The sequence below is a fragment of the Bradyrhizobium sp. USDA 4473 genome (assembly GCF_054063335.1).
In genome coordinates this window covers 6,378,363-6,405,185 of record NZ_JBSSGE010000001.1, presented here as the reverse complement: position 1 = coordinate 6,405,185, position 26,823 = coordinate 6,378,363, and the positions used below count along the sequence as shown (strand labels likewise).

General features: G+C 65.9%; 28 protein-coding genes. 11 read left to right on the top strand and 17 right to left on the bottom strand.

The genetic code is table 11. The features are described 5' to 3' along the window. Positions 1-248 precede the first annotated feature (248 nt). Positions 249-812, bottom strand: a complete 564-nt coding sequence (locus tag ACVW17_RS30420; protein ID WP_456798211.1) for a TetR/AcrR family transcriptional regulator — start codon at positions 810-812, stop codon at positions 249-251. 114 nt (positions 813-926) lie between these two features. Between ACVW17_RS30420 and ACVW17_RS30415 the strand changes: the two genes are divergently transcribed. Next, positions 927-1,580 (top strand): glutathione S-transferase, encoded by a 654-nt coding sequence (locus tag ACVW17_RS30415; RefSeq protein ID WP_456798210.1) that lies wholly within the window; start codon positions 927-929, stop codon positions 1,578-1,580. Between the two features lie 136 nt (positions 1,581-1,716). Here the strand turns inward: ACVW17_RS30415 and ACVW17_RS30410 are convergent, their stop codons facing one another. Both ACVW17_RS30410 and ACVW17_RS30405 read right to left on the bottom strand, forming a co-directional pair. Further along, entirely contained in the window at positions 1,717-2,316 is a 600-nt protein-coding gene (locus tag ACVW17_RS30410) for an NADPH-dependent F420 reductase (protein WP_456798209.1), read from the bottom strand. Positions 2,317-2,388: 72 nt separating this feature from the next. Continuing rightward, positions 2,389-3,123, bottom strand: coding sequence for an SDR family NAD(P)-dependent oxidoreductase (locus ACVW17_RS30405; protein ID WP_456798208.1), 735 nt, complete (start codon positions 3,121-3,123; stop codon positions 2,389-2,391). A gap of 293 nt (positions 3,124-3,416) precedes the next feature. Between ACVW17_RS30405 and ACVW17_RS30400 the strand changes: the two genes are divergently transcribed. Next, positions 3,417-4,313 carry a LysR family transcriptional regulator gene (locus ACVW17_RS30400; RefSeq protein ID WP_456798207.1) on the top strand — a complete coding sequence of 299 codons (897 nt, stop codon included), beginning with the start codon at positions 3,417-3,419 and terminating at the stop codon, positions 4,311-4,313. Between the two features lie 78 nt (positions 4,314-4,391). Here the strand turns inward: ACVW17_RS30400 and ACVW17_RS30395 are convergent, their stop codons facing one another. Together ACVW17_RS30395 and ACVW17_RS30390 are read right to left on the bottom strand one after the other, a co-directional pair. Next, positions 4,392-4,628 carry a hypothetical protein gene (locus ACVW17_RS30395; protein ID WP_456798206.1) on the bottom strand — a complete coding sequence of 79 codons (237 nt, stop codon included), beginning with the start codon at positions 4,626-4,628 and terminating at the stop codon, positions 4,392-4,394. Positions 4,629-4,859: 231 nt separating this feature from the next. Next, entirely contained in the window at positions 4,860-5,498 is a 639-nt protein-coding gene (locus ACVW17_RS30390; protein WP_456755289.1) for a glutathione S-transferase family protein, read from the bottom strand. Between the two features lie 911 nt (positions 5,499-6,409). Here ACVW17_RS30390 and ACVW17_RS30385 point away from each other — a divergent pair. Further along, positions 6,410-6,886 carry a VOC family protein gene (locus ACVW17_RS30385; RefSeq protein ID WP_456756559.1) on the top strand — a complete coding sequence of 159 codons (477 nt, stop codon included), beginning with the start codon at positions 6,410-6,412 and terminating at the stop codon, positions 6,884-6,886. Between the two features lie 65 nt (positions 6,887-6,951). Here the strand turns inward: ACVW17_RS30385 and ACVW17_RS30380 are convergent, their stop codons facing one another. Beyond that, positions 6,952-7,935, bottom strand: coding sequence for a toll/interleukin-1 receptor domain-containing protein (locus tag ACVW17_RS30380; RefSeq protein WP_456755288.1), 984 nt, complete (start codon positions 7,933-7,935; stop codon positions 6,952-6,954). A 176-nt stretch (positions 7,936-8,111) separates the two neighbouring features. Between ACVW17_RS30380 and ACVW17_RS30375 the strand changes: the two genes are divergently transcribed. Next, the gene (locus tag ACVW17_RS30375; RefSeq protein ID WP_456755287.1) at positions 8,112-9,374 is read left to right on the top strand and encodes a serine hydrolase domain-containing protein; all 1,263 of its coding nucleotides are present in this window, start codon (positions 8,112-8,114) and stop codon (positions 9,372-9,374) included. 125 nt (positions 9,375-9,499) lie between these two features. Here ACVW17_RS30375 and ACVW17_RS30370 read toward each other — a convergent pair whose 3' ends face one another. From ACVW17_RS30370 to ACVW17_RS30355, 4 genes are all read right to left on the bottom strand, one after another. Then, positions 9,500-9,997 carry a peptide deformylase gene (locus ACVW17_RS30370; protein ID WP_456755286.1) on the bottom strand — a complete coding sequence of 166 codons (498 nt, stop codon included), beginning with the start codon at positions 9,995-9,997 and terminating at the stop codon, positions 9,500-9,502. 69 nt (positions 9,998-10,066) lie between these two features. After that, complete coding sequence (locus tag ACVW17_RS30365) at positions 10,067-10,939, bottom strand: bifunctional helix-turn-helix transcriptional regulator/GNAT family N-acetyltransferase (protein WP_456755285.1); 873 nt, start codon at positions 10,937-10,939, stop codon at positions 10,067-10,069. Between the two features lie 70 nt (positions 10,940-11,009). Continuing rightward, complete coding sequence (locus ACVW17_RS30360) at positions 11,010-11,870, bottom strand: DMT family transporter (RefSeq protein ID WP_456755284.1); 861 nt, start codon at positions 11,868-11,870, stop codon at positions 11,010-11,012. Continuing rightward, positions 11,867-12,373 carry a MarR family winged helix-turn-helix transcriptional regulator gene (locus tag ACVW17_RS30355; RefSeq protein ID WP_456755283.1) on the bottom strand — a complete coding sequence of 169 codons (507 nt, stop codon included), beginning with the start codon at positions 12,371-12,373 and terminating at the stop codon, positions 11,867-11,869. The genes ACVW17_RS30360 and ACVW17_RS30355 overlap by 4 nt, the downstream gene beginning before the upstream one ends. Positions 12,374-12,582: 209 nt before the next feature. On the opposite strand from ACVW17_RS30355, the gene ACVW17_RS30350 reads away from it, so the two are divergent. Further along, positions 12,583-13,380 (top strand): DUF899 domain-containing protein, encoded by a 798-nt coding sequence (locus ACVW17_RS30350; RefSeq protein WP_456798205.1) that lies wholly within the window; start codon positions 12,583-12,585, stop codon positions 13,378-13,380. Between the two features lie 33 nt (positions 13,381-13,413). On the opposite strand, the gene ACVW17_RS30345 is transcribed toward ACVW17_RS30350, so the two are convergent. Then, positions 13,414-14,316 carry a LysR family transcriptional regulator gene (locus ACVW17_RS30345; RefSeq protein ID WP_456755281.1) on the bottom strand — a complete coding sequence of 301 codons (903 nt, stop codon included), beginning with the start codon at positions 14,314-14,316 and terminating at the stop codon, positions 13,414-13,416. Between the two features lie 104 nt (positions 14,317-14,420). Here ACVW17_RS30345 and ACVW17_RS30340 point away from each other — a divergent pair, with 104 nt between their 5' ends. Genes ACVW17_RS30340 through ACVW17_RS30330 form a run of 3 tightly spaced genes read left to right on the top strand, consistent with a single transcriptional unit; the run spans position 14,421 to position 17,865 of the window. Further along, a complete protein-coding gene (locus tag ACVW17_RS30340; RefSeq protein ID WP_456755280.1) occupies positions 14,421-15,179 on the top strand; it encodes a GNAT family N-acetyltransferase in 759 nt (252 codons plus the stop codon). After that, positions 15,176-16,381: an MFS transporter gene (locus ACVW17_RS30335; RefSeq protein ID WP_456798204.1), complete on the top strand. Its 1,206-nt coding sequence runs from the start codon at positions 15,176-15,178 to the stop codon at positions 16,379-16,381. The genes ACVW17_RS30340 and ACVW17_RS30335 overlap by 4 nt, the downstream gene beginning before the upstream one ends. Before the next feature lie 20 nt (positions 16,382-16,401). Continuing rightward, entirely contained in the window at positions 16,402-17,865 is a 1,464-nt protein-coding gene (locus ACVW17_RS30330; protein WP_456755278.1) for a M20/M25/M40 family metallo-hydrolase, read from the top strand. 17 nt (positions 17,866-17,882) lie between these two features. Here ACVW17_RS30330 and ACVW17_RS30325 read toward each other — a convergent pair whose 3' ends face one another. Beyond that, a complete protein-coding gene (locus tag ACVW17_RS30325; RefSeq protein ID WP_456755277.1) occupies positions 17,883-19,319 on the bottom strand; it encodes an MFS transporter in 1,437 nt (478 codons plus the stop codon). 116 nt (positions 19,320-19,435) lie between these two features. On the opposite strand from ACVW17_RS30325, the gene ACVW17_RS30320 reads away from it, so the two are divergent. Beyond that, the gene (locus ACVW17_RS30320; RefSeq protein WP_456755276.1) at positions 19,436-20,347 is read left to right on the top strand and encodes a LysR family transcriptional regulator; all 912 of its coding nucleotides are present in this window, start codon (positions 19,436-19,438) and stop codon (positions 20,345-20,347) included. Between the two features lie 16 nt (positions 20,348-20,363). Here ACVW17_RS30320 and ACVW17_RS30315 read toward each other — a convergent pair whose 3' ends face one another. Continuing rightward, positions 20,364-21,263: a LysR family transcriptional regulator gene (locus ACVW17_RS30315; protein ID WP_456755275.1), complete on the bottom strand. Its 900-nt coding sequence runs from the start codon at positions 21,261-21,263 to the stop codon at positions 20,364-20,366. Between the two features lie 214 nt (positions 21,264-21,477). On the opposite strand from ACVW17_RS30315, the gene ACVW17_RS30310 reads away from it, so the two are divergent. Next, the gene (locus tag ACVW17_RS30310; protein WP_456755274.1) at positions 21,478-22,995 is read left to right on the top strand and encodes an MFS transporter; all 1,518 of its coding nucleotides are present in this window, start codon (positions 21,478-21,480) and stop codon (positions 22,993-22,995) included. A 51-nt stretch (positions 22,996-23,046) separates the two neighbouring features. On the opposite strand, the gene ACVW17_RS30305 is transcribed toward ACVW17_RS30310, so the two are convergent. Next, positions 23,047-23,466: a cupin domain-containing protein gene (locus ACVW17_RS30305; RefSeq protein WP_456755273.1), complete on the bottom strand. Its 420-nt coding sequence runs from the start codon at positions 23,464-23,466 to the stop codon at positions 23,047-23,049. Between the two features lie 85 nt (positions 23,467-23,551). Continuing rightward, positions 23,552-23,953: an Ohr family peroxiredoxin gene (locus ACVW17_RS30300; RefSeq protein WP_456755272.1), complete on the bottom strand. Its 402-nt coding sequence runs from the start codon at positions 23,951-23,953 to the stop codon at positions 23,552-23,554. Between the two features lie 147 nt (positions 23,954-24,100). On the opposite strand from ACVW17_RS30300, the gene ACVW17_RS30295 reads away from it, so the two are divergent. Then, the gene (locus ACVW17_RS30295) at positions 24,101-24,568 is read left to right on the top strand and encodes a MarR family winged helix-turn-helix transcriptional regulator (RefSeq protein ID WP_456755271.1); all 468 of its coding nucleotides are present in this window, start codon (positions 24,101-24,103) and stop codon (positions 24,566-24,568) included. A 67-nt stretch (positions 24,569-24,635) separates the two neighbouring features. On the opposite strand, the gene ACVW17_RS30290 is transcribed toward ACVW17_RS30295, so the two are convergent. Together ACVW17_RS30290 and ACVW17_RS30285 are read right to left on the bottom strand one after the other, a co-directional pair. Next, the gene (locus tag ACVW17_RS30290; protein WP_456755270.1) at positions 24,636-25,979 is read right to left on the bottom strand and encodes an ATP-binding protein; all 1,344 of its coding nucleotides are present in this window, start codon (positions 25,977-25,979) and stop codon (positions 24,636-24,638) included. After that, positions 25,976-26,698 (bottom strand): response regulator, encoded by a 723-nt coding sequence (locus ACVW17_RS30285; protein WP_456755269.1) that lies wholly within the window; start codon positions 26,696-26,698, stop codon positions 25,976-25,978. Before ACVW17_RS30285 ends, ACVW17_RS30290 begins: the two co-directional genes overlap by 4 nt. Positions 26,699-26,823 lie beyond the last annotated feature (125 nt).

The window sequence follows — 26,823 nt, the reverse complement described above, 5'->3', positions numbered from 1 at the left end:
TTCCGGTTACACCTGTGGTCCTACCCCCGTGCTTTCTACCCATTGCACGGGGCCCATGGGTGCGATCGGCACCCGGTCTTCCCTGCGCCCTCTGCTTTCAGAGCGGCGAAACGACACGCAAGGCTCGGACGTTTCAGTCGCGAGAATGCCGCTGCATGCCCTTGCGCCGGTTGAAGTGCGAGGGGCGGAGAGGGTGGATCGGCCGGAGGCGCGATGCACCATATCAGCTGGATTGAACCATGGACGACCTACTTCGGCAGCAGACCCGCGGCGCGATAATTGTCGATCGCCGCGTCGTACAGCGAGACATCGGAGCGGCTTCTGGCGACGAGCTGCGCGCCGGCGATGGCCGCGAAGACGGCGCGGGCGCGCTGTTCGCTCTTTCTCGCACTGACCAGGCCCGCCGCCACCAGCAGCTTGCTCAGCCACGCCACGTTGACGTCGGCAAAGGTCTGGACCTCCGTCTTCACAGCGTCGGGCAGGTCGTCGACCTCAGCGGACATGAAGCTGCACAGGCACATGCGATTGTCGTTCTCGAGCGCCTTGCGAAACATTTCGGGATAGCGGCGCAGGCAGCGGACCGGATCGGCGGTTTCCGCCAGCATCGCCTCGAGCTGGGCGGCGGTGTCCTCCCAGTAACGACGCGCCACGGCGGCGCCGAGCTCGGCCTTGCTCGGGAAATGGTGGTAGATGCTGGCGGCCTTGATCCCGACATCGTCCGCGAGATCGCGGAAATTCAGGCCGCCATAGCCGCGCGCCTGCGCGGTCCGCTTTGCTGCCGCCAAGATGGCCTCCCGCGCGCTTGAACTCACGTGGTCCTCTCACTGCTTCGTTATCTACCAAGTGACAGGTAGGGCTTGACCAGCCAAATTGAAAGACTTCATATCGGGCCTACCAAGTGACAGGTAGACAAAAAAGGAGTCATGATGAAGATTTACGATTTTCCGACCGGTCCATATCCGGCCCGCGTTCGCATCGCCTTGGCCGAAAAGAACCTGCGGCCGCGCGTGCAGTTCGTCCTGGTCGATCTCTACAAGGGCGAGCACAAGCAGCCCGAATTCCTCGCCAAGAACTACTCCGGCACCCTGCCGGTGCTCGAACTCGACGACGGCACCTACATTGGCGAGTGCACGGCGATCACCGAGTACCTCGACGCGCTCGACGGCGCGCCGACGCTGACCGGCAGGACGCCGCGCGAAAAGGGCGTGATCCACATGATGAGCAAGCGTGCCGAACTGGAGGTGCTCGACGCCATCAGCGTCTATTTCCACCACGCCACGCCGGGGCTGGGGCCGCATGTCGAGATCTATCAGAACCCCGAATGGGGATTCCGTCAGCGCGACAAGGCGCTCAGGGGGATGCACTACTTCGACGGCATTTTGCAACGACAGCCCTTCGTCGCCGGCGAGGCGTTCACGATGGCCGACATCACGCTGATCGGCGGCTTGATCTTCGCAGGACTCGTGAAGGTGCCGGTGCCGGCAGAGTGCGAGGCGCTTTCGGCATGGTATGCACGGATGCAGGAGCGTCCGAGCGTCAAGAACCGGATCACGATGTCCGAGCCGGCCAAGGCATCTTGATTGAGCAGGCGTGATCCGCAGTGAGCGAAGCGATATCCGGGGACTTCGTGCGCGTCCCGCATGTCGCTACGCTCACGCGGGCTACTCGCTGCTCATGCGGGCCACTCGCACCCGGAGTCAATTACACCATCGTGGGTCACTGCTCCCTCTTGAACAGATCCTGGAAGATCAGCGGGCCCCAGACCCGGCCGCGTGCGTGCACCAGCGCGCCACCCTCGTTGAGCTTTCCGAGCTTCACCGGTGCGAACCCGAGTTGCTTGGCCAGGGCCGCAACCGGAGCGATCGCGTCATCGTCGTCACCGGACAGGAAGACCACCCGGTGGCCGCCCTCGACGACCGGATCGGCAGCCAGTTTGGCCGCAACCAGATGATTGAAGCCTTTGACATACCGGGCGCCGGTGAACGCCTTCGCGGCGAAGGCGGAGGACGGAAGATCGTCGATCTCCTCGGGCGGAAGCAACGCGTTCATCGCGTCGATCACGGTCTTGCCTTGCCAGTTCGGCAGCGCCTTTGCGACGTCGCGATGCTCCCCGAACGGGACCGCCAGGATGATGGTGTCGGCCGCGAGTGCATCTCGCAGCGATTTGGCGACGACCGTGGGCCCGATCGCCCGGGCCTGCGGCGCCAGCTCCGCGGGCGGCCGGCGGCTCGCGACGGCCACCTCGATGGTCCTGCGGGCGAAGGCCGTGGCAAGCGCCTGACCGACCTTGCCGAAGCCGATAATTGCGTAACTCATATGCTTCTCCTCTGGTTTGCCGCGCCGTGCGGGTTGCGAAGATCGAATGGAGTGACCGGCCGGCGTTGCCCGTCAGATTTGCGCCAGGCCGCCGTCGACGGCGACTTCGCTGGCGGTCATGAAGCTGCTGTCCGGCGAGGCGAGGAAGGCGGCCACCGCACCGATCTCCGCCGGATCGGCCATGCGCTTGAGCGGATTGAGCGAGGCGAACACCTTCATGCCTTCCTCGCCCAGCGCTTCCACCGCGAGTTCAGTCGCCGTCGGCCCGGGCGACAGCACGTTGACGCGGATGCCGGTGCCCTTCAGGTCCTCCGCCCAGGTCCGCGCCAGGTTGCGCACGGCGGCCTTGCTCGCGCCGTAGGCGCTGAATGCCGGAGCGCCGGTGGTGCCGGCGCTCGATCCCGTCAGGATGATCGAACCGCCCTCGGACATCAGCGGCAGCGCCTTCTGGACCGTGAAGATCGAACCCTTCACGTTGGTATCGAAGATTTCGTCGATGTGCTCGGCGGTGATCTTGCCGAGCGGAAGCTGGCTTCCTGCACCGGCATTGGCGAAGACGACGTCGAGGGTTCCGCGCTCGGCTTTGATCGCCGCGTAGAGCCGGTCGAGGTCGGCCTGATCGGAGACCGAGCCCTGCACCGCGCGAGCCTTGAGCCCGAGCTCGGCGATGGCGGCGTCGAGCGCCTGCTGCCGGCGGCCGAAGATGAAGACGAAGGCGCCTTCCTCGATGAAGCGCTTTGCTGCCGCGCGGCCGATGCCGGTCGCGCCACCCGTGATCACTGCAACCTTACCCTCAAGCTTTCCCATGATTGTCCTTCAGGCTCCATCTTCGACGCGTTTGGGGGAGGGCCCCCGAGAGCCTCGACATAGGCCCGCCGGCCTCACGCGTAGAGTGCGCAAGCGCGCACATCGGTGGTGCGAAATCGATCCGCCTGGACGGCTGACGCCAGCGGCGGGGCATCGGTGTCCGCCGTTCGCGAATTGAGCTGCGCGCTTACCGGCATAGGCTTTGATCACCGCCAATGTCTCCCCACATACGAGCTTCTGATGTGTCGGATACGAGCTTCGGAAGGGGCGCCGCGGTGGTGCCGGATTGCACCATGATCGACTGGGATGACGTTCGCTACTTTCTGGCGGTTGCGCGCGGAGGCTCGGTGCGGGCCGCCGCCGAGCGCCTCGGGGTCAATCACTCAACCGTGCTCCGGCGCATCGCCCAGCTCGAGGAACGCCTCGGGGCGCAGATGTTCGAACGGCTGCCTTCGGGCTACCGCCTGACGGCTGCGGGGGAGGAGGTGCTCGAATTCGCCGACCAGATGGAAGCGTCGTCGCACCAGCTGGAGACGCGCGTGTTCGGGCGCGACCAGAGCGTGCGCGGGCGTCTGCGGGTCACGCTGGCGCCGACCCTTGCGACACACCTGCTGATGCCGGACTTCGCCGAGTTCGCGCGTCTGTATCCGGACATCGAGATGGACATCCTGTCGTCCGGCGAACTGGCAAACCTGACCAACCGGGAGGCCGACGTCGCGATCCGCGTCGTCTACGACCGCAAGACCCTGCCGCTCAATCTGCACGGCCAGAAGGGACCGGAGCTGTTCGGCGGCATCTACATGTCGCGCGATCGACTGGCCGCGTGGCGCGCCGGCGCGCCTGAGCCGATGCGCTGGATCGTCATCAGCCTTCACGGAATCCCGGACTGGGCCCACGAGGGCGAGGTGCGCGCCGCGGGGGTTCCGTTCAGGATCACGGACGCCGAGGCGCAGCTCGTTGCCGTCCGGCAAGGGCTCGGGATGACGACCCTGCCGTGCTTCGTTGGCGATGCCGACCCACTCCTGGTGAGGGTGCCTGGCACCCACCTGCACATGTACGGAACGCTCTGGCTTCTCACCCAGGGGGAGACGCGCAAGACCAAGCGCGTGCGGTTCTTCACCGAGTTCGTCTCCCGCCGGCTCGCCGCCTACGCGCCGCTGCTCGCGGGGCTGTCCGTGTCGCGCGACTGATGCGCGGACGTAGCGAGCGTAGCGGTGACATAGCGCGCCGATCAAGCGGCCAGCGGCCGCTCGATGCGTCCGGCGCGATCAATACGGACCGGGTTCGCAGGGGACATTGTCGCCGGTCCAGGGCGCGGTGGCGAACGATCCGACGCGCGGGGCCGGAATGCAGGCGCGGCCGTTGACGTAGACCGGCTCGGCCGGCACGGCGGCGCTGGCCTCTGCGACGTGGCGGGACACTGCATGGCTTTCACGCGCCATTGCCGGCGACGCGATCATGGCAACCGCGATCAAAGCAGCCGACAGCAGTTTGACGTTCGTCATTGCGTTTCTCCGTTTGTTGATGAGGCCAAGCAGTCTGGCCTCGTCGGATAAGTGCGCGCAGCAACGGCGGAGTTAAATGCAATCCTCGCTCACGCCGGCTCAACGCTGCGTGAGTCATGCGGCCGTCGCGGTTGGGTTACAGCGATGTGTATCGTCGCTGAAAGACCGGATGAATGAAACGTGATCCATCGCGTCTTCGCGTGATGAACGTGAGGCGGGCTGCGTCCGCCGCTAGCGCGTGTTGACCGCAAGCTGCGCCGCGAACGCCCGCCGGTAAGCCGGCCGCGCTTCGCCGCGCGCGACATAGGCGGCGACGTTCGGGTATTCGTCGAGGAGGCCCGATGCTCTCAGTCTGAGCAGCACCGAGACCATCATCAGGTCGCCCGCGCTGAATCGGCCGTCGAGCCAGTCGGCCTCGCCGAGACGCGCGGAGAGCTGTTTCAGCCGCTCGCGGATGCGATCCATCACCAGCGGCAGACGCGCTTTGCTCCAGGGCTTGTCGCCCTCCAGGATCCTCGTGGTGACGAGTTCGAGGATCGCCGGTTCCACGGTGTTGACCGCGGCAAACATCCAGCTGATTGCGCGGGCGCGGGCGTTGGCATTGTCGGGTAGCAGGCCCGCATGGCGCTCGGCGATGTGGAGCACGATCGACCCCGTCTCGAACAGCGCGAGATCGCCGTCCTCATAGGTCGGAATCTGACCGAACGGATGCAGCGTGAGATGTGCGGGCTGCTTCATCGCCTCGAATGAAACCAGGCGGACTTCGTAAGGCTGCCCCACTTCCTCCAGCGCCCAGCGGACGCGCGTGTCGCGCGCCAACCCCTTGCCGCCGTCGGGGGATCGCTCGAAGGCGGTGATGATAGGTGGCATCGTGTCTCTCCGTGTCCTTGCCAGGCGTCCCGAGGACGAATGCGCGGCGCGTGCCCCGACAGCCGATGTTGGGTTTCTTTTGACCGCAATCGTAGCCCGGATGGAGCGAAGCGTAATCCGGGTCCTTGCGAATGGCAGACCCGGTCCCGGGATTGCGCTGCGCTCCATCCGGGCTACGGACTACAGTGGAGACGTCGCGCGGCTGAGTTGCCTCGATGCAAATCAAATTGCTTCGCGCGACCTGCAACATATCACCCCGACGGGCAACTCAGCAAACCCTGTCAATCACCTCGCGTGAAAATATTTCGCTTTATCAGAAGGAAAATTCAGTATACAAATGCGCCGTCTCGCCCGACACGAGGGCGCTTCGCGGTCGTCACGAACGCGGGTCGAGATGCGGTGGACGCCGAATGCGCAGTTGACGAACGTGCATGAGGCGGACGGCGAAGTCGTGCAGGCCTGACGCCCTAGTAGTGGCAGGTGTCTTTTCGGATTGCGCAAATGCGCGTTGCGAAGACGGTGACAACAAAGCCAAGTCTCGCCGGGGAGAGCACGTATAAGCCGCACAACCATCGCGCAGGGAAGGCCGGGTTGTTTCCGGTTACACCTGTGGTCCTACCCCCGAGCTTTCTACCCATTGCTCGGGGCCCATGGGTGCGATCGGCACCCGGTCTTCCCTGCGCCCTCTGTTTCGAAAGCGGGCGAAACCAGACGCAAAGGCCCGGGCGGTTCCCGTCGCGGCAATGCGGACGTATGGCTCGCGGTATCGCAACAGGTTCGACGTGGTCCTGGCTTTTCGCCAGGGCGACAGTGGTGTGTTTGGAGGCGGTGGTGTTCCGCGAATTATTTTCATCAGCCTGTCGGCCGGCGTCGTCGTCAACCGTCCTTTGCCCACACAAGGAGGACTGCACATGACCGATCTCGTCACATGCCTTTGGTTCGATCAGGGCCAGGCGCGCGCAGCGGCGGAGTTCTACGCCGCGACGTTTCCCGACAGCCATGTCGATGCGGGGCATATATCGCCGATACCGGGCATCGGGCAGGGCGAGGAACTGACGGTCGAATTCACCGTGCTCGGCCGCCGCTTCGTCGGGCTGAACGGCGGCTCCAACTTCACGCCGAACGAGGCGGTCAGCTTCATGGTGTTGACCGACAGCCAGGAGGAGACCGATCGCTACTGGAATGCCGTCACGTCGCACGGTGGCAAGGAATTGCCGTGCGGGTGGTGCCGGGATCGCTGGGGCTTTACCTGGCAGATCACGCCGCGGCGGCTGCTCGAACTCGTCAACGGCGCCGATCGCGCCGCCGGCAAGCGCGCGATGGAAGCGATGATGACGATGAAGAACATCGACATTGCCACGATCGAGCGGGCGGCGGCAAACGCGTAGGGCGGATCTGCGGCAAGCAGCAATCCGCGATGTCGTTGGTATGTGGATCGCGGACCTCGCCGGGATCAGAGCCGGAACTCGTTTGCCTCGGCAATCGGCATGATCGGCACGTCCAGAAGCTCATTGAGCAATTCCTGCCGGAAACTTTGCGACGTGTCCGTGGTCGGGGCGTGGAATGCATATCGCGTCTTCAGATAGAGCGGCGTTCCCTCGGCGATGTCGTTCGTTCGCACGATGATCTGGTATTTGGTGCTCTCCGGCGGAAGACTGGCGATGTCTCCCTGAATGATCATTGTCTCCCAGCCGACGCCGCCAAGGCGCCCATCCGCCTTCTGCTTGTAGGCTTCATCGCATACGACAATCACCTTTTTGGCCATCGCGAGTTCGTTGCACATCCACTGCGGCAGATCCATGCCACGCCGCAGATGAAACTTGTCAAGCCTTGCCTGGATGCCGTGCTCGATCAGGTAAAGCGCGAGGCTTTTCACCCACGCGACGGCTTCGTCCGATTTTGACGTGTGGCTGATGAAGACACGCGGCGACTCCGTTGATGGGGTTGTCGCCGTCTCGGTGGGGCGATCGTTTCTCAGACGCTCATAAACGTCGCGGTGAAGCACATGGATGGTCAGCGATGCATGAGACGCCGCCGTTGCGCAAAAGCCGGCCTTCAGGGCGGCCACGACCTTCTCGCTCCGCAGGCCGCCGGCGCCGGCTCCCAGGAGCGGAGCCGAGACGGCCCTCACCGAGGGGTGATCGCGGGTGAACTGGCCCAGCTTTTGGCCGATCGACTCGATGGCGGGGACGGTTGAATACCTGCCGCGAACCGACGCAGCAAAACCGACGTATTGCGCAATGTTGTCCGCACCTTCAAACGGCACGATCTCGACGGTGCCGAGCTCCATTCGCTCGCTCGGATGTGGAATTGAGTGATGAACCAGCGAACGAGCGACAAATCCGGTGATGGTGCCCGCCGTCGAGCACGGCAGCGCGATGAGATCGGAAGGCCCATCGAACAGGTCACCAAGACGCAGTCTTACGGTCGGTTCCATACCGAGCTCCAACGGAAAATGTCTTGCGAACGCGAAAAGGTCTGCGGCGGAAAGGTTGCAAGCTACATGATTTCGCCTGTGCCTAGAAGTCCTCCTTTGGCCGGCACACATGCCGGGTGTGCCGGGTGTCTGACTATGTTACGAATCCCGTATCGTCCCTCCCGGAGCCGTCATTGATGTCCGTCGCAGCCGCCGCCAATCAACAACAAAATCTCACCGCCGCCGAGAGCGATCCGCAAGTGCTCGGCTGGATGCAGGGCTTTCCGCCGCCGCAGGACAAGACCATCACGTTCCAGGACGGCTCGTTCCGCAGCTTCCCCGAGCTGCGCTGGGCCTGGAGCAACATCCGCCAGCTGGTGCCGACGGTGAATGTCTGGCGCGGGGCAGGGCCGGCATCGGAGCTGCCGCGCGAGGATCACGATATCGGCGCATCCGCGTCGGTGACGATGGACGGCCGGCCGCAGACTTTTGCGCGCATGCTCGAGGACAGCTACGCCGACGGCATCGCCGTGCTGCATCGGGGCAAACTGATCTACGAGCGCTATTTCGGCGCGTTGAAACCGCACAAGCCGCATATCGCGATGTCTGTGACGAAATCGTTCACCGGCACGCTCGCCGGCATCCTGATCGCCGAGGGCAAGATCGATCCGCGGGCGCCGATCACGGACTACGTGCCGGAGCTGAAGGCCAGCGCATTCGGCGACGCGCGCGTGCACGAGGCAATGGATATGACCACGGGGCTGAAATACACCGAGGTCTATACCGACCGGAATTCCGACGTGTGGGGGCTGCGGCGCGCCAACGGCATGGCGCCGATCCCGCCCGGCTACGACGGCGCGACCAACATCTTCGATTTCCTCTGCGGACAGCAGAAGCAGGGTGAGCACGGCAAGGCCTTCGCCTACAAGACCGTCAATTCCGACGTGCTGGCCTTCATCATCAGGCGGGCCAGCGGCATGACCTTGTCCGACCTGCTGTCCGAGCGGATCTGGGCGCCGATGGGCGCGGAGGAGGATGCGCATTACCACGTCGATCGGATCGGCACCGAGAGCGGTGGCGGCGGTCTCTCGACCACGCTGCGCGATCTCGCCCGCTTCGGCGAGACCATCCGCAACCACGGCCGCTTCAATGGCCGCCAGATCGTGCCGTCCACGGTGGTCGAGGACATCGCGCGCGGCGGCGATCCCGAGAAATTCAAGCCGGCCGGCTACGCCACGCTGCCCGGCGCATCCTACCGCAATCAATGGTGGGTGACGCACAATGCGCATGGCGCCTACATGGCGCGCGGCGTGCATGGCCAGGGCATCTATATCGATCCCAAGGCCGAGATGGTGATCGCGCGCTACGCCTCGCACCCGATGGCGGGCAACGCTGCCAACGACCCGGTGACGCTTCCGGCCTACATGACGCTGGCGAAGGATTTGATGGCGGGAGGCTAGCAACGCAGGCGGACTCGCACGGTGCCGTAGGGTGGATTAGCCGGAGGCCTAATCCACCGACCAATCTCACCAGTGATGCTGGTTTCGGCGGGTTGCGTTTCGCAAACCCGCCTTACGAATCTCGCTTAACCGCGCGACAGCTTCTCATACCGCTTGATCAATCGCTCCCGCTTCAGGCGGGACAAACGCCTGATCCAGAACACGCCGTCGAGCTGATCGATCTCGTGCTGATGGCACACCGCACGCAGCCCATCGGACTCCTCGGTCTGCATGTTGCCATCGAGATCCTGATAACGGATGCGGACCCGCGCATGGCGCTCGACCTCGTCGGTGACGCCGGGCATCGAGACGCTGCCTTCCTTGTGCAGGATCATCTCGGGCGAGGTCCGGATGATCTCCGGATTGACGTAGGTGCGCGGGCCTTCACTGGCGTCGAGCTCGAGCACCACGACGCGCAGCGGCACGCCGATATGCGGTGCGGTGATGCCGATGCCGGGCGCGGCGCGCATGGTCTCGAGCAGGTCGGCCGCCAGCTCGCGCAGCGCGTCGTCGAACACGGCCACCGGCTCAGCCGGCAGAGCGAGGCGCGGATCGGGATAGCGGACGATGGGGCGAACGGTCATGACGCTGTCTTAGGCCAGCGCAACGTGCCGGACAACACGGGCATGCAGCGGCCGCGCGCGCTACGCCGCTCAGAGCCGCTTTTCGAAGAACAGGTCGGGGTAGGGATCGTCGTTGAAGCGCGGGATCTCGGTCCAGCCCGTCCTGCGGTAGAGCTGACCGGCTTCCGCCAGCGCGCTGTTGGTGTCGAGCCTCAGCACCGCGATGCCGAGCTCGCGCGCGGCTTTCTCCGCGGCGTCCATCAGGCGGCGGCCGAGGCCGAGCCCGCGCGCGGCCGGCGCGACCCACAGCCGCTTGATCTCCGCGAACTCGCCGCCCGTGCCTTTCAGCCCGACGCAGCCGAGCGGCAGGCCGTCCGACATCGCCACGATGAAGCTGCCGCGCGGGCGCACCATGTCCTTGGCCTCGGGATCGCGCGACAGTTTGACGTCAAAGCCCTGCTTGAAGCGTCGGGCGAGCTCGGCGTAGTACTCGCCGAGGCAATAGCGCGCCTCGTCGCTGCGCGGGTCCATCTCATCCAGCGAGGTGCCGTCGCGCCCGAGTGCCGAGGCGATCAGATCCATCGCCGCCAGCAGCGCCTCGCGCTGGCTGTGGTGGCCAAGAAAGTCCTTGGCCTGCCGATTCGAGATCGCCTCATAGGCGTTGAACTCGCGCTTGCCTGTCGGCGTCAGCCTGGCGATGCGGCGGCGGGCGTCGTCGCCATGTGCGGTGGTCTCGATCAGCCCTTCGTCCTCGAGGCTGCGCAGCAGGCGGCTCATCAGGCCGGAATCGAGCCCGAGATAATCCCTGATGTCGCCGACATCGGCACGTCCGTGGCCGATCGCGTTCAGCACCCGCGCCGCCCCCAGCGGCCGGCCGCGGCCGAGGAACGAGGTGTCGAGCGCGCCGACCGCAGAGGTGACGGCACGGTTGAAGCGGCGAACGCGGGAAACGGGGTCGAGCATATCTGACTTTAGTCAGATATTGTCCGGGCGTCAATTGCGTTGGTTGCCCGGCGCGGCAGCCGATCGAAACCTAAGCCCGTGCCAGCACCAGCACATTGCCGGCAAGGATCGCGGCGGCGCCGGCGAGTACCGGCCAGCCCAGCGCGAGGTGCTCGAACAGCGCCGACAGCACGAGGGCGACGAGCGGCACGAGCGCGAGCGTGTAGGCGGCGCGGCCGGGACCGAGCCGGCGTACCAGCTCGAAATACAGCATGAAGGTGATGCAGGACGCTGCGACGGCGAGATAGAGGAAGCTCGTGACATAGGACAGCGACAAATCGACCGCAAACCGCGTGCCGGTCGCGACCGCCCACAGCGCGCTCGCGGCTGCGCCGACGAAGGCGCCCCAGGCCAGCACAGAAGAAACCGGCAATCCGGCACGCTGGTTGCGCGCGCCGACGGTGGTGCCGGCGCCGGTCGCGATCGCCGCCGTGAGCGCCCAGGCGAAACCTGCGAGCGATGCGGTGCCATGCGCGCCGGCGCCGGGCAGGAAGATGATCGCGAGCCCGGCGATCCCGCACAGCGCGCCCCACACGAAGCCGGAGGAGATCGGCACACCGAGCGCGGCGCGTGCGATCACGGCGGCGAACAGCGACGAGGTCGAGAGCACCAGCGCCGCAACGCCGCTCGGCATCCGCGCGGTGGCTTCATAGAAGGCGATGAAAGCGATGGCGAAGAACAGCAGGCCCTGCAACGCGACGGCCGAGCGGTCCTTGCGCGGGATCGCAAGCGGCACGCCGCGCAGCCGCCCGTAGCCGAGCAGGATGAGACCTGCGAGCACCATGCGCAGCGCCACCGACCATGGCGCGGGCGTGACGCCGGCCTGCATCGCGGTGGCCAGCGCGCCGCCGCCCCAGAGCAGTGCGGTCAGCGCGAACAGCGCGGCGGTCATGGCGCGCCAATGTCGTCGCGCAGCGCGCGCCAGCCGCCCACGTCGATCCGCGCGCTCTCCGCCTCGAGCCGGGTGAGGGCGGTATCGAGCGTGGTTTGCTCGCTGTCGGAGAGGCGCGCCAGCAGCCGCGCCTCGATCGCGCTGCCGAGTGCGGCGATCCGGTTGAACGCGGCCCGGCCGCTGCGGGTGATGCTGACCGCAGCGTAACGGCGGTCGGTCTTGCCGGGACGCCGCACCGCGAAGCCGAGCTCGGTGAGCTGGCCGATGCCGCGGCTGACCGCGAACGGATCGAGCGCGCAGGCGCGGCCGATCTCGGCGGCATTGGCCGCATCGCGCTCGGCGATGACGGCGAGGATGCGCCAGCCGGCCTGGCTCAGCCCGAATGTCTCGCTGTAGAAGCTCTCCAGCGGGCGCGCGATCTGGGCTGCGACCAGGAACAGGCGATAGGGCAGCCAGGCGCTGAGCTTCAGGCCGTCGTCGGAGGCACGGTCGGTCTGTTTCATGGCGAAAGGCTCGCATAAATGCTTGCAAAGTGCAAGCATTATGCAAGGAGCCCGCGGGGCGCCAATGCGCGCAAATCCCGACACACTTGTCACTCCCGTTCATCACGGCCGCCGCGCCAGATTGCGGCATGGCCAATGACGAACGGCCGCCGGCGCTGGAACTGCGCAGGGGTCCCGGAGTTCGTCCAATTCGAAAGATGGAGAGCATCATGACCAAATCAGCAGAAAACGACCGCGGCGAACTGTCGGCGATGCAGACCCCGCCGGTGGTGTCGCGCGAGGCGTGGGAGGCGGCGCGCCTGGAGATGCTGGTGAAGGAGAAGGCGCATGTGCGCGCGCGCGACGCGCTGGCGGCGGAGCGGCGGCGGATGCCCTGGATGGCGGTCGAGAAGCCGTATGTCTTCGAAGGACCGAACGGCAAGATGAGCCTGCTCGATCTGTTCGAGGGCCGCCGGCAGTTGATCATCTACCGCGCGTTCTTCGAGCCCGGCGTGTTCGGCTGGCCGGATCACGCCTGCCGCGGCTGCTCGCTCGGCGCCGATCAGGTCAGCCACCTCTCGCACCTGAACCAGCGCGACACCACGCTGGCCTACGCCTCGCGCGCACCGCAGGCCGACATCGCGCGGCTGAAGGCGCGGATGGAATGGGAGATGCCGTGGTACACCATCACCGATAGTTTTGACGCCGACTTCGGCGTCGCCGAGTGGCACGGCCACAACGTGTTCATCCGTGATGGCGAGCGGATCTTCCGCACCTACTTCGTCAACAGCCGCGGCGATGAATCAATGGGCACGGTGTGGAGCTATCTCGACATCACGCCGTTCGGTCGGCAGGAGCTCTGGGAGGATTCGCCGAAGGGCTACCCACAGGGCCCGACCTACAAATGGTGGAACTGGCACGACAACTACGAGGCCGAGACCACGCCGAACGCGAAGTGGGCGGCAGTGACCGATGCCGGCGAGGCCGCGTTCCGCAAGATCGCCGAGCAGGAACGCAAGGCGACTTGAGCGGTGGAGCAGGGAGGACGCGCGGCGTCCTCCCTAGCGCTCGTTGTCCTTCGCGGCCGAGAGCGCCTTCAGCGCCGACAGCATCTCGCGCAGCCCGCGGTCGAGGCGCTTGTCGCGGCGGATCACGACCGCGAGCCGGCGGTGGAGTTTGGGCGACAGCGACCGGACGATCAGGTCGTGTTGCTTGGTCCTGGCAGGGACGGCCATGCCGGGCAGGATTGCGCAGCCAAGGCCGGCGCGCACCATCTCCTTGATCGCCTCGACGCTGCCGAGTGACATCAACGGCTTCAGCGACACGCCGCCGCGCGCCAGCCACTCGTCGGCAGTGCGCCGGGTGTTGCCGCCGGGCTCGAACAGCAGCACCGGCCGGGTCGCCAGCACCTCCGGCGTGACCCGCGCCGGCAGCTTCATGTCGCGCGGCGCGATCAGCACGAACTCGTCGCTCATGACCGGAGTGATCTCGAAGCTGCGTCCCGACACCGGCAACGTCACCAGCGCGATGTCGATCGTGTTGTCCTCGACCGCCCGCGCGATCTCCGCGGTGTTGCCGGTCGTGACCGTGATCTCCAGCGACGGCAATGCAGTCCGCAACTCCCTGAGAATCGGCGGCAGCAGGAAGATGCAGGCCGTCGCGCCGGTGCCGAGCCGCACACGGCCGGCGGTTCCCGTGGTTTGCTGGGCGACGGCGTCGACCGCCGAGGTCACGGCGGCGTTGATCTGGTGCGCATGCGAGAGCAGGGCGGCGCCGGCGGCGGTCGGCCTGGCGCGTCGTCCGACCCTCTCGATCAAGGTCGCATTCAGGCTGCGCTCGAGCTGGCGCACCTGCAGGCTCACCGCAGGCTGCGTCAGCTGCAATCGCTCGGCCGCGGCCGAGAAGCTGCCGCTGTCAATCACGACGGCGAAGCTCTCGAGATAGTCGAGGTTGAGGCTCTTCATCAAAGTATCTTTTATGCTGCGCATAAGATGCAAAAGCTTCCCTTATATAAGGCCGGGGCGCATAGTCCGGCAAGCGATGACTTCGACAGATCGGGAAACAGGCATTGTCCGGCCTCAAGTTCATTGGCGGCGTCATCGTCGAGCTGGGGCGCTATCTTGTGGTCTCGCCGCATTCGCGGATTCGCCGCTGGCAGGCGCTGCGCGAGCTTGACGATCGCCTGCTGGCGGATGTCGGACTGTCGCGCAGCGACGTCGAGATGGGTCTATGGTGCGCGCAGCGTGCACCGACGCGAGACGAGAATGGAAAGATGAGCAACAGCGAGAACACCGTGATCCGCGACGCCACCGAGGTCGACATGGCGGAGGTGCAGCGCATCTACGCGCACCATGTGCTCAGCGGGCTGGCGACGTTCGAGGAGGTACCGCCGACGCTCGACGAGATGCTTGGGCGTCGCGCCGCCGTGCTGGCCGCCGGGCTGCCATATCTCGTGGCCGATATTGACGGACGCGTGGCCGGCTACTCCTACGCGACGGCGTACCGGCCGCGGCCCGCCTATCGCAACACCATCGAGGATTCGGTCTACGTGTCGGAAGCCCTGCGCGGCCGCCGCGTTGGCGCGGCGCTGCTGCAGGCGCTGATCGAACGATCGGAGGAGGGGCCCTGGCGGCAAATGATCGCCGTGATCGGCAATAGCGGCAACGCCGGATCGATCGCGCTGCACCGTCGCATGGGTTTCGAGATGGTGGGAACGCTGAGATCGGTCGGCTTCAAGCTCGGGCAATGGGTCGACACCGTCCTGATGCAACGGCCGCTCGGGCTGGGCGCCTCCACGCTCCCCTCGGACAGGGAAGCAACCCGGTGATCGCACGCCGGATCGTGGCCGCCCTCGGGCTGGCGCAACTGATCTCGTGGGGCGCGACCTATTATCTGATCGGCGGGTTCGGCGAGCAGATATCAGCGGATCTCGGCTGGAGCCGCGACATCGTCTATGGCGGGTTTGCCGTAGCGCTGTTGGTGATGGGGGTGACGTCGCCGCTTGCGGGAAAATGGGTCGACGGTCGCGGTGGCCGCGAGGTGATGGTTGCAGGTGCCGTCATCAACGCGCTCGGCTGCGCCGGTCTCGCGGTCTCGCATCAGATCGGCACTTACTTCGCATCGTGGATCGTTCTCGGGCTCGGCATGCGGCTGACGCTGTACGATGCGGCATTTGCGGCGCTGGCCCGGATCGGCGGACCGGAGGCGCGCCGCGCGATGTCCGGCATCACCTTGCTCGGCGGCCTGGCCGCCACCGTGTTCTGGCCGCTCGGCCACGCGCTCTCGGAACATTTCGGCTGGCGCATCGCGGTGCTGGCCTATGCCGGCTTTGCGCTGCTGACGATTCCGCTGCATCTGCTGATTCCCAACCGGCGTTTTGCCGGCGTGCCGACCGCTGCCGCGACGGCAGCCCGGAAGCCGCTCGCGGTCGGCCGGCGGCAATTGGCGGCGGCCGGCGGGCTTTATGCCGTGATCACGACCGGCGCGAACTTCCTCAACGCCGGCATGTCGGCGCACATGATCGCGGTGCTGTCAGGCCTCGGGCTCACGATCACCGTGGCGGTATGGATCGCGACGCTGCGCGGCATCGGGCAATCCGCCGCGCGTCTCTGTGAAATCCTGTTCGGCGCACGGCTCGATCCGCTCGCACTCAACCTGATAGCTTGCCTGATCATGCCGCTGTCCTTCATCGCGGGCCTGTTCAGCGGATGGTCGAAGGAGATGGGAATCGCGTTTGCGCTGCTCTACGGCGCCTGCAACGGCATTCTGACCATCACCCGGGGAAACGCTGCCGCTGATCCTGTTCGATCAGCGCAGCTACGGCACGCTGGTCGGCCGGCTCATCGTTCCGAGCTTCATCCTGCCGGCAGCGGCGCCGTTGGTCTACGCGGTCGTGATCGACCGCCTCGGCGATGCGAGCGCGCTCTATCTTTCCATAGGCCTTGCCCTGACAACGCTGGTCGCAGCTGCCATGCTGAAACTGCTGTTTCCGAGGGCTGCCTGAAGGCTGTCCCGCGGCATATGCTTTAGAAAACGGGAGGAACGAGAACGTGACGTCAAAGATCAAGAACAATTTCGCTTCCTTGATGCTCGCCGCGGGCATCGTCTTCTCCGGAACCGGCTTCGGTACCGCCGAGCCTTATGGCGACCGCACGGTGGCGTTGCTCAAGAAGCTGATCGCCTTCGACACCTCGAATGGCCCGGGCGACACCCGGGCGCTCGCCGAATATCTGAAGTCGCAATTCGCGCCGCTCGGCGCCGAGGTGGACATCTTCGTCGCCCCGAACGGCAAGGCCGCGCATTTCATCGCGCGGCTGCGCGGTGACGGCTCGAAGAAACCGGTGCTGCTGGCCGCGCATGCCGACGTCGTTCCGGTCGAGCACGAGAAATGGACCGTCGAGCCGTTTGCCGGCGTCGAGAAGGACGGTTTCGTCTATGGCCGCGGCGCGATGGACTTCAAGGGCGGGCTCGCCGTCTTCGCCAGCGCGGTGATGCGGCTGGCCGAGGAGAAGACGCCGCTGTCGCGCGACGTGATCTTCCTCGCCGAGGCCGACGAGGAGCAGGGCCAGTACAGCACGGTGTGGCTGGCGAAGAACCACTGGGACAAGATCGACGCGGAATTCGCCCTGAACGAAGGCGGCTATGTGCTGCAGGAGCGCGACGGCACGGTGCGCCAGATCAACGTCACGACGGCGGAGAAACTCTCGGCAACGTTTGCGTTGAAGGCGACCGGTCCCTCCGGCCATTCCTCGCGGCCGTTCCCGGCCGGCGCGATGGCCAATGACCGCCTGATCGCGGCGCTGGCCAAGCTCGCGGTGCATGATCCGGCGGTCAAGCTGGTGCCGGCGACCGAGGCCTATTTCAAGGCGCTGCTGCCGATCAGTTCGGAGCAGACGGCTGCCGATATCAAGCAGCTGCTGGCTGCAAGGGACCAGGCCGATCTCGATAAGGCCGGACAGAAGCTGGTCGCCGACAATCCGAAGGACAGCCTGCTGCTGCACGCGCTGCTGCGCGACACCATGGTGATCACGATGATCGATGCCGGCATCAAGCCCAACGTCATTCCCGGCGACGCCAAGGCGGTCGTGAATACGCGGCTGCTGCCGGGAACGACGACAGACCAGATGATTGCCGAGATCAAGCGCGTGATCGGCGATCCCGGCATCGAGGTCAGCATCGTCACCGCGTTGACGCAGCAGGAGGCGCGGGACGCCTATCTGATGCGGAGCAAGATGCCGGGGTCGCCGGTCGAGACCGAGCTTTATGCGGCGCTGGAGCGCAACGCGAAGCGGGTCTGGACCAACGCCGTGCTGGTGCCGACGATGTTCGAGGCTGGGACCGACGCCACCGCCTGGCGCGAGCGCAACGTGCCGGTCTATGGCATCTATCCCTATCCGCTCGACGACGACATCCTGAGCCGGATGCATGGCAATGACGAAAGGATCGGCGTCGAGGCCATCAAGCAGGGCGAGGAGTGGATCTACAACACGCTGCGCGAGGTCGCGAAGAAATAGGATTGCCTCCGGCCAATTCACGCGGCGGGCTCTCGCGGCAGCCACAGCGACAGCCAGCCGCCGAGCGCCAGCAGCGCGACGTTGCAGCCGAGTGCGATCGTGAAGGCATGCGCGTAGTCGTCGGCCTGCGGATGCGGGCCGAGCAGGCTGTAGAACACGCCGCCGATGACCGCGACGCCGAGTGCGGCGCCGATCTGGAATGTCGAGATCATCATGCCCGACGCCAGCCCGGCATGACGCGGATCGATGCTGCCGATCACGGCCTTGATCACCGACGGCATCACGGTGCCGAAGCCGAGCCCGCCGCAGATCAGGCCGAACTCGAGGCTTTGCGGCAGCGCGCCGCCGACCGACAGCATCACGACGCCGAAGCCGATCACCTGGAGCGCGAAGCCCAGCGTCAGCGTGCGCGCGCCGAGCCATTGCATCACCAGCGACGACACCAGTGAGCTGACGAAGAAGCCGGTGGCAAAGGGCAGGGTGGCAAGGCCGGCCGCGAGCGGCGAAAAATGCAGTCCGCTTTGCAGGTAGACCGCAAAGGTCAGATAGAACGACGACAGCATGTAGAAGGCGAGCGCCATCACCAGCCCGATCACGAAATCGCTGTTGCGCAGGAGATGCAGTGCGACTAGCGGATCGCCGCCGCGCGCGGACAGGCGGCCCTCGAAACGGACGAAGGCGGCGAGCAACAGCGGCGACCCCAGCAGCATTGCGACGATCCAGATCGGCCAGCCGGATTCGCGGCCCTCGATCAGCGGATAGACCAGGAGACCGAGCGTGAGCGACAGCAGGAAGACGCCGCCGATGTCGAGCCGCTGGGCATGCTCGGCGCGCGAGTCGGTCAGGAACAGCAGCCCGCCGATGAGGGCGATGAGGCCGATCGGCAGATTGATCAGGAAGATCGCCTGCCAGGCCAGTCCGAACGGATGGGCCGAGACCAGGACGCCGCCGAGCACCTGGCCGCAGATGTTGGCGAGGCCGAACGTCGCGCCGTAGAAGCCGAGCGCGCGGCCCTGCTCGGCCGCGGGGAACAGCACGCGGATCGACGCGAGCACTTGCGGCGCCATCACGGTTGCGGTGAGGCCCTGAAGAATTCGTCCAGCGACGAGCACGGTGGGCGACCAGGCAATGCCGCACATCACCGACGCAATCGTGAAGCCGGCGACGCCGGTCAGGAACATGCGCCGTCGCCCCAAGAGGTCGCCGAGCCGGCCGCCGGTGATCAGGAAGACCGCGTAGGTCGCGGCATAGGCCGAGATCACGAACTGCACCTCGCCCGGGCTCGCGCCGAGACTGTCGCGAATGGCTGGCAGCGCCAGGTTGACGACGTTGAAGTCGAGGATCGGCAGGAAGGCGCCGGTCAGCAGCACCGGCAGCGCCAGCCATCGCCCCGGATCGGCTGCCGCCGGCCGCGTGTCGTGCAATCGGAATGTCTCGGTGGTCTCGCTGGTCACCTTGCAGCTCCTCTGGACAACCGGCGGCGTGTCGCGCCGGTCGATCGAATTCCCGGAAGATGGCCTGTCTGTTTGTGATAAGGTATTACCGAAGAATGCGAAGCGAGTTTGCAAAAATGCACAGTGCTCTCGACTGGAATGACCTCCGCCTCGTGCTCGCGGTTGCACGCGAAGGCAGCCTGTCGGGCGCGGCGCGCAGGTTGGGCGTCACGCATTCGACGGTGTTTCGTCGCCTCGGCGCGATCGAGACCGTGATCGGGACGCGGCTGTTCGAGCGCTTTCGCGATGGTTACGCGCCGACGCCGGCCGGCGAGACCGCGGCGGCGTCGGCGGCCCGGCTCGAGGACGAGGTGCTCGCGCTCGAGCGCAAGCTCGAGGGGCAGGACCTCAGGCCATCGGGCACGGTCCGGATCACGACGACCGATACGCTCGGCACGGTGCTGATGCGGCATCTGCCCGCGATGCGCGCCGCGCATCCGGAGATCCAGCCGGAGATCATCATCTCCAACGCGATGGCGAACCTGACGCGCCGCGAGGCCGAGATCGCGATCCGGCCGACGCCGGCGCCGTCCGAGTTACTGGTCGGGCGGCGGATCGCCGATATTGCCCATGCGGTCTACGGATCGCGCAGCTATCTGGCCCGGCGCGGCGACAAGGATCTGTCGGCGCATGACTGGATCGGGCTCGACGACGCGCTGGCGGGGACCGTCATCGCGGGATGGATGCGCGAGAAGCTTCATGCGGCGCCGATCGCCTGCCGCGTCGATGCGCTGCCGGCGCTGTGTGACGCCGCGGCGGCGGGAATGGGGCTGGCCTTGCTGCCGTGTTACGTCGGCGATGTCGCGCCCGCGCTGCGGCGGGTCACGCCGAAGGCGCTCGTCGAGCCGCGCTCCGCGCTGTGGCTACTGACCCATGACGATCTCAAGCGCACCGCGCGCATTCGCGCGACGCTCGATTTCCTCGCCAAGGCGCTGGCGGCGGAGCGCGCGCTGTTCGAGGGCAAGCGCGCCGGCCGCCCGCGGCGCTAGCCGGTCTTGCAGATGTTCACATCTGAAGGACCTTTGCCGGGGTGCTGCTTGCTGTCCGATCAACTGGCGGCCGATGATGGTCGCGAAAGGCGTTGACGATCGTCTTCAGGATCGCGCGGGATCCGGCGTCGGACAATGCCGACAGCAGCACGATCTCGGACGGGGCCAGCGCAGGGAGGCCGAATTTTTCGCCAACCTCGATCGTGCCGGGAGGCGCCATCCGGCGCGAGAATACCGAAATCGCAAGGCCGGCTGAAACGGCCTCGGCAACGGCAAAGGCGCCGCAACCAAGGAAGGTCTCTGTCCACGGAAGTCCCGCAGCGTCGAGTGCATGCGTCGCGGTGTTGAGGATGCCGCAGGACGGTGAGGAGGCTGCAAGTCGAAACGGCTCGCCGGAGCGATGGACAAAGCCGGGCGTGGCAAACCAGCCGAAATGATCAGGTCCGAGCACGTCGCCGTCGCGGCGGTCGTCCTCGCGAAACACGATCACCGCGTCGATCGTCGCGCGATCGAAGGCATCGATCAGGTCACGGGCATCATCGAGCCGGACCTCGATCGTGAGTGCTGGGTCATGCGCGCTCAGCCGCGCCAGCACCGTGGGGAGCTCGGGCGCTCCGACATGGGTGGCTATTCCGAGCGAGAAACGGCGGCGCGCCGACGACAGGCCGGCGACGGCGCGGTCGTGCGCGGCAAGGAAGGCGCGCGCGGGTTCGAGAAACACCGCGCCCTGTGCCGACAGGCGCACCGATCGCGGCGTCCGCTCGACCAGCCTCTGTCCGACCTGGCGCTCCAGTCGCTTCAGCTTCACGCTGATCGCGCCTTGCGTGGTGCCGAGCGCATCGGCGGCACGGGTGAAGCTGTTGAGATCGGCGATCGTCACGAACGCCTTGACGGCATCGACATCGAGGGTGGTCATGTCATTCATCCGGAATTGTTGTCTCTGAAATATCTAGTCATCGAATTCACCAATGCTCAAGCGGTGACTAGCTTTGCGTTGTGAAGCGCCGCGGCCACCCGATTCCTGCCGCTGCTGCCTCAAGACATCGTGAGTCGATCGACCGACGCTGCTGCCAGCACCCTGGCACCAGCGCGCGGTATGCCGTTGGCTCGTCACAACAAAAGGCCCGATCATGTCAACTGAACTGAGCCGCCGCGGCGCTGTCGTGCTGTCTGCCGTATGCCTTGCCTGCCTGATGTTTGGATTGGAGATCTCCAGCATTCCCGCGATCCTGCCGACGCTGGAGCGGGTGCTGCATGCCGACTTCAAGGCGCTGCAATGGATCATGAACGCCTACACCATCGCGGTGACCACGGTGCTGATGGCGATCGGGACGGTGGCGGACCGCTACGGGCGCAAGCGCGTCTTCCTGGTCGCGATCGCCGCCTTCGGCATCACCTCGCTGATCTGCGGCGTCGCCTCGAGCGTCGAGATGCTGATCGTCGCCCGGTTCCTGCAAGGGCTGAGCGGCGGCGCGCTGCTGATCTGCCAGATCGCCGTGCTGTCGCACGAATTCCAGGGCGGCCGGCTGCGCGCCGTCGCCTGGGGCTGGTGGGGCGTGATCTTCGGCATCGGCCTCGGCTTCGGGCCGGTCATCGGCGGCGCCGTGGTCGCGGTGTCGAGTTGGGAATGGGTGTTCCTGGTCCACGTGCTGTTCGCTGCGATCGCCTTCGTGCTGACCATCGGCGGCGTTCACGAATCGAAAGACCCCAAGGCCAGCAGCCTCGACGTCGCCGGCATCGTGACGATGTCGCTCGCGGTGTTCTGCCTCGCGTTCTACATCACGCAGGGGCCTGATCTCGGCTTCGTCAGTCCGAAGGGGCTTGCAATCTTCGCCGTCTCCGTCGTGAGCTTCATCGCGTTCCTGGTTGCCGAGAAGGTCAGCCGTCGACCGATGTTCGACTTCTCGGTGTTTCGGATACCCGCATTCTCCGGTTCGATCGTCGGCTCGGCGGCGATGAACCTGAGCTACTGGCCGTTCATGATCTATCTGCCGATCTGGTTTCATGCCGGCCTCGGCTATGACAGCGTGTCCGCGGGGCTTGCATTGCTCGCCTACACACTGCCGACCTTGGTGATGCCGCCGTTCGCCGAGCGGCTGTCGCTGCGCTATCAGCCGGGCCTGATCATTCCGGCGGGGCTGTTCACCATCGGCGCCGGATTCATGCTGATGAAGTTCGGCAGTGCCGCCGCACAGCCGGACTGGCTGACGATGCTGCCGGGCTGCCTGCTTGCCGGAATTGGCCTCGGCATCACCAATACGCCGGTGACCAACACGACGACAGGCTCGGTCTCGAGCGACCGCGCCGGCATGGCGTCCGGCATCGACATGAGCGCGCGCATGGTCTCGCTGTCGATCAACATCGCGCTGATGGGGTTCATCCTGGCGAGCGGCGTGCTGGCGCATCTGAAGGCCGTGCTGCCGTCGATGGACGGCGCGCAGCTTCGCGCAATCGCCGAGCGGATCGCCGCCGGCGACGCCGCTTCGGCGCCGGAGCTGACCGGCTCGATCGTGCATCAGGCACTCGCGAGCGGGTTCGGTTGGGTGATGCTCTATGGCGGCATCGGCGTCTGGATCATGGCCGCGATCAGCTTCCTGATCTTCAATGCGCGGCAGGTCGTGCAGGCCGAAGCTCAGGGCACGAAGTGAATTGATGCCGCCGCGCCCGCCCTGAAGGAAAGGGCGGGCAGGCGGGATCGGTCACCTCACGAGGGTCAGCAGCGGCTTGTCCTTTTCGACGATATAGGTCGCAAGCTCGCTGGCCGTGACGTCGCCGACGTTCTTCGCCGCGTGGATCGCGCCTGCGGGGATGAACAGCACGTCACCGGCCCTCAGCGTTGCCGGCGGTCTGCCGTCGACATCGTATTCGAGCGTGCCGGCGAGCACATAGATGATCTCCTCGCCGGGATGGGTGTGCCGGCCGAACGCCTTGCCGGGTGCGATGTCGACGCGCACTTGCACGGCTTCACGTCCGGCCGCGCTGAGGTCGTGGCGCTGCAGGTCGGTTCGGGCGATGCCGGCCGGCTGCTCCGCCTGCGCGCTCGGGATCGTCAGGAGACTCGCCGCGAACAAGGCCGTCCTCGCGAGGAGGCGCGTCGCCGTCAACAGCTTACTGGTCATCTTGAACTCCGGATTTTCGTCTGGATCGGTCCAACCGCGAACCGGCAAGCGGCCGGTCCGCGTCGGAGGTCGTCATGTGCTGGTCTCAAACGAGGGTGGTCGTGACGTCGATGTTGCCGTGCACCGCCTTGGAGTAGGGGCAGATGCCGTGCGCGGCTTCGATCAGCTGTTGCGCGACGTCGCGCTCCACGCCGGGAACGTGGACGTTGAGGCGCGCGCTCAGGAAGAAGGCGCTGCCGGCCTGGTTCAGATCGATCTCGGCGTCGACCTCGGGCTCGCTCGCGAGCTTGACCTTGCGCTGTCCGGCCGCGAGCTGGATCGCGCCGATGTAGCAGGCCGACCAGGCGGCGGCGAACAGGTTTTCGGCGGCCGGGTGCGGCTGCGGCAGCTTGACGTCGAGGAAGCCGTCGCGCGAGCGGGCGGCACCGTTCGAGCCGGCGGTGACGTGGGTCTGTCCGGTGACGAGAACCTTGGCATTGGTGGTCATGGCAAATTCCTCTGGTTGAATTTAGATCGCATCCGATCTAATCGGACGCGTGTCGAAATAAGCCGCGTGCCCGGGCGTGTCAAGCACTTCCGATTTAATCGGATACGATTTATATTGACCCGGACTTCACAAACTCCGGAGCCGCCCGTGACCCGCCTCGCCAAGGCCGAAAGCAAAGGCCGAAAACTGTCGAATTTTCTGTGCTTTGCGGTCTATTCGGCCAATCTGGCCTTCGGCCGCGCCTACAAGCCGATCCTGGACGCGGTCGGCCTGACCTATACCCAGTACATTGCCATGATCGCGCTGTCGGAGGCGGACGACCAGACCGTCAGCGCGCTCGGCGAGAAGCTGTTCCTGGAATCCAACACGCTGACGCCGATCCTCAAGAAGCTCGAGCAGAGCGGCTATATCAGCCGCACCCGCGATCCCGCCGACGAGCGGCAGGTGCGGGTGAGCCTGACGGCCGCCGGCCGGCGCCTGCTCGACAAGGAGATCAACGCGTCGCTGGTCGAGGCCACCGGGCTCGGGGACGAGTTTCCGATCGTGCAGAAGAGCGTGGTCAGGCTGCGCGACAATCTGCTGCATCACACGCGCGGCGATACGAAGAAGGGCTGAGCCTCCGGCGGCGACTGCTGTGTCACGCCGGACGAGCTGAAACCGCGTTCTCAGAAGCTCACTTGAGTTAGCCCGACACGAGCTCGCGCAGCGCGGGGCGAGATGGGCTCGCTTCGGCGCGATCCGATCCAAGATGCACGGCCCCCGGCAGCGCGATGCGGACCAGAAGGCCGTGCGGCTCGTTGTCGTGCAGGGACAGCTCGCCGCCGTGCCCACGCACCAAGGCCTGCGCGATCGAAAGACCAAGCCCGAAGCCGCTCTTCTCGTCCATGGTGCGGGCCTCGTTGCCGCGGACGAAGGGCTTCAGCATATCGGCCCGGAGGTGCTCCGGAATCCCCGGACCGTCGTCGGAGACGTCGATGACGGTCCGATCGGCGGATGCGGAGAGCCGGATATCGACCTCGCTGCCGAACCGCAGCGCGTTTTCCACCAGATTGGTCACGGTGCGGCTGATCTCGCTGGGGCGAATCAGCAGCGATCCCCTGGTCGGGCCGTGGTAGCGCACGACGTGGCCGCAATCGGAGAATTGCTCGCAGACCGTCTGCAGCAGCGCGGCCACGTTGACCAGCGTCGGCTTCGCCGCGCTGCCGCCGCTCAGGAACGACAGCACGGATTCCAGCATGGCCTGCATCTGGTCGAGATCGTGCAGGGTCTCCGCGCGCTGGGCGTCGTTCTCGATATATTCGGACCGCAGCCGCAGCCGGGTGATCGGCGTCCGCAGATCATGACTGATGGCAGCCAGCATCCGCGTGCGATCGTTCATCAGGGTGGTGATGCGTTCGCGCATGCGATTGAGTGCGACCGCGGCAGCGCGGATTTCCTGCGGACCGGTTTCCGGAAGCGGAGCGGCCGCCTGGCTGATGCTGAAATTCTCGGCGGCGCGGGCAAAGGCGGAGAGCGGCGCGCTCAGCGCGCGACCGGCCCAGACGCCGAGCAGCGTGACGCTGACGAACAGGAACAGGAACGTGCTGACCCAGAATGCGCCGAAGAAAGGCGGCATTTTCGTCGGGCCGATCGTCGCTTCGATCAGGGCTCCGTCCGGTAACCGAACCGCCGCCGCCGCGGCCTTCGCGGAAAACTCATCGATATCGTCGACGCCGGGCGTATCGGACGAAGCCCTGTCAGACAAGCCTGGAGCGGCGTCGCGCAAGGTGAAGTGCAAGCGGGGAAAGGCCCGGTCGGCCGCCTGCAACAGCGCTGGGCGATTGGCCTGAGGCGCCTCGGCCAGAAGCTTGGCAACCAGCTGGAACTGATGGATCGGCCGGTCGGCGAACGATTTCGGTTTCTGGCTGGTGAAGTAAAGCCCGATCAGCGCGTGGATCAGCACCAGCGACAGCAGGATCAGGGCTGCGATCTGGCCGCTGATCCGGTGGAAGCTGAACAGCGCGGCAATCCTGCGGGTCCAGCTCATGCGTCCTCCACATGCGGCGTGAAGATGTATCCGCCGGTGCGCACCGTCCTGATGACAGACGATCCTTCGGTGATATCGAGCTTGCGGCGAAGCCGGCTGACCAGCACGTCGATGCTGCGCCCGAACGGGCTGGCCGGCCGGCTGCGCGTCATGGTCAACAGACCATCGCGCGTCAGGATCCGGCCGGGCCGCTCGCAGAACACCTGCAGCAGATCGAACTCGGCGCTGGTCAGCGTGACCTGGGCGCCGTCGGGATCGCGCAGTTCGCGCAAGCGCAGATCGATGGTCCAATCGTGGAAGCGCAGGCGGGCGGCGCTCTGGCCGGAGCGCCCGGCAAGGTCGGCCTGCGCCTGGCGGCGCAGCACGGCATTGATCCGCGCCAGCAGCTCGCGCGGATTGAACGGCTTGGCGAGATAGTCGTCCGCGCCCATCTCGAGCCCGAGGATCCGGTCGAGGTCCTCGCCCTTCGCGGTCAGCATGATGATCGGGATCGTCGAATCGCCGCGGAGGCGGCGGCACAGGGTCAGTCCGTCCTCTCCCGGCAGCATCAGATCGAGCACGACGAGATCGAGCGAGTGCCCGGCAAGGTAACGATCCATTTCCCGGCCGTTCGAGGCCGTGGCGACCAGACAGGATTGGTCGCGCAGGTAGCGGGCGATCAGGTCTCTGGTTGGCAGATCGTCCTCGACGACGAGGATCTTTGGCGTATGTGCAAGCATGGTCCGTCACGAGCCTCATGATAAGGGCATTTCACGCGCGTTGCGGCGCGCTCAGCCACCAATCGACCAGCATAGGCGTCGCTTGTGGGCGGCATTACGCCTTTTCGTAAGCATAGTGTTTCTGA

Bases quoted from the DNA above. Each gene is read 5' to 3' on its own strand.
- ACVW17_RS30415 (WP_456798210.1), top strand. From the start codon at position 927: ATGAAGATTTACGATTTTCCGACCGGTCCATATCCGGCCCGCGTTCGC.
- ACVW17_RS30410 (WP_456798209.1), bottom strand. From the start codon at position 2,316: ATGAGTTACGCAATTATCGGCTTCGGCAAGGTCGGTCAGGCGCTTGCC.
- ACVW17_RS30405 (WP_456798208.1), bottom strand. From the start codon at position 3,123: ATGGGAAAGCTTGAGGGTAAGGTTGCAGTGATCACGGGTGGCGCGACC.
- ACVW17_RS30400 (WP_456798207.1), top strand. From the start codon at position 3,417: ATGATCGACTGGGATGACGTTCGCTACTTTCTGGCGGTTGCGCGCGGA.
- ACVW17_RS30395 (WP_456798206.1), bottom strand. From the start codon at position 4,628: ATGACGAACGTCAAACTGCTGTCGGCTGCTTTGATCGCGGTTGCCATG.
- ACVW17_RS30390 (WP_456755289.1), bottom strand. From the start codon at position 5,498: ATGCCACCTATCATCACCGCCTTCGAGCGATCCCCCGACGGCGGCAAG.
- ACVW17_RS30385 (WP_456756559.1), top strand. From the start codon at position 6,410: ATGACCGATCTCGTCACATGCCTTTGGTTCGATCAGGGCCAGGCGCGC.
- ACVW17_RS30380 (WP_456755288.1), bottom strand. From the start codon at position 7,935: ATGGAACCGACCGTAAGACTGCGTCTTGGTGACCTGTTCGATGGGCCT.
- ACVW17_RS30375 (WP_456755287.1), top strand. From the start codon at position 8,112: ATGTCCGTCGCAGCCGCCGCCAATCAACAACAAAATCTCACCGCCGCC.
- ACVW17_RS30370 (WP_456755286.1), bottom strand. From the start codon at position 9,997: ATGACCGTTCGCCCCATCGTCCGCTATCCCGATCCGCGCCTCGCTCTG.
- ACVW17_RS30365 (WP_456755285.1), bottom strand. From the start codon at position 10,939: ATGCTCGACCCCGTTTCCCGCGTTCGCCGCTTCAACCGTGCCGTCACC.
- ACVW17_RS30360 (WP_456755284.1), bottom strand. From the start codon at position 11,870: ATGACCGCCGCGCTGTTCGCGCTGACCGCACTGCTCTGGGGCGGCGGC.
- ACVW17_RS30355 (WP_456755283.1), bottom strand. From the start codon at position 12,373: ATGAAACAGACCGACCGTGCCTCCGACGACGGCCTGAAGCTCAGCGCC.
- ACVW17_RS30350 (WP_456798205.1), top strand. From the start codon at position 12,583: ATGACCAAATCAGCAGAAAACGACCGCGGCGAACTGTCGGCGATGCAG.
- ACVW17_RS30345 (WP_456755281.1), bottom strand. From the start codon at position 14,316: ATGAAGAGCCTCAACCTCGACTATCTCGAGAGCTTCGCCGTCGTGATT.
- ACVW17_RS30320 (WP_456755276.1), top strand. From the start codon at position 19,436: ATGCACAGTGCTCTCGACTGGAATGACCTCCGCCTCGTGCTCGCGGTT.
- ACVW17_RS30315 (WP_456755275.1), bottom strand. From the start codon at position 21,263: ATGACCACCCTCGATGTCGATGCCGTCAAGGCGTTCGTGACGATCGCC.
- ACVW17_RS30310 (WP_456755274.1), top strand. From the start codon at position 21,478: ATGTCAACTGAACTGAGCCGCCGCGGCGCTGTCGTGCTGTCTGCCGTA.
- ACVW17_RS30305 (WP_456755273.1), bottom strand. From the start codon at position 23,466: ATGACCAGTAAGCTGTTGACGGCGACGCGCCTCCTCGCGAGGACGGCC.
- ACVW17_RS30300 (WP_456755272.1), bottom strand. From the start codon at position 23,953: ATGACCACCAATGCCAAGGTTCTCGTCACCGGACAGACCCACGTCACC.
- ACVW17_RS30290 (WP_456755270.1), bottom strand. From the start codon at position 25,979: ATGAGCTGGACCCGCAGGATTGCCGCGCTGTTCAGCTTCCACCGGATC.
- ACVW17_RS30285 (WP_456755269.1), bottom strand. From the start codon at position 26,698: ATGCTTGCACATACGCCAAAGATCCTCGTCGTCGAGGACGATCTGCCA.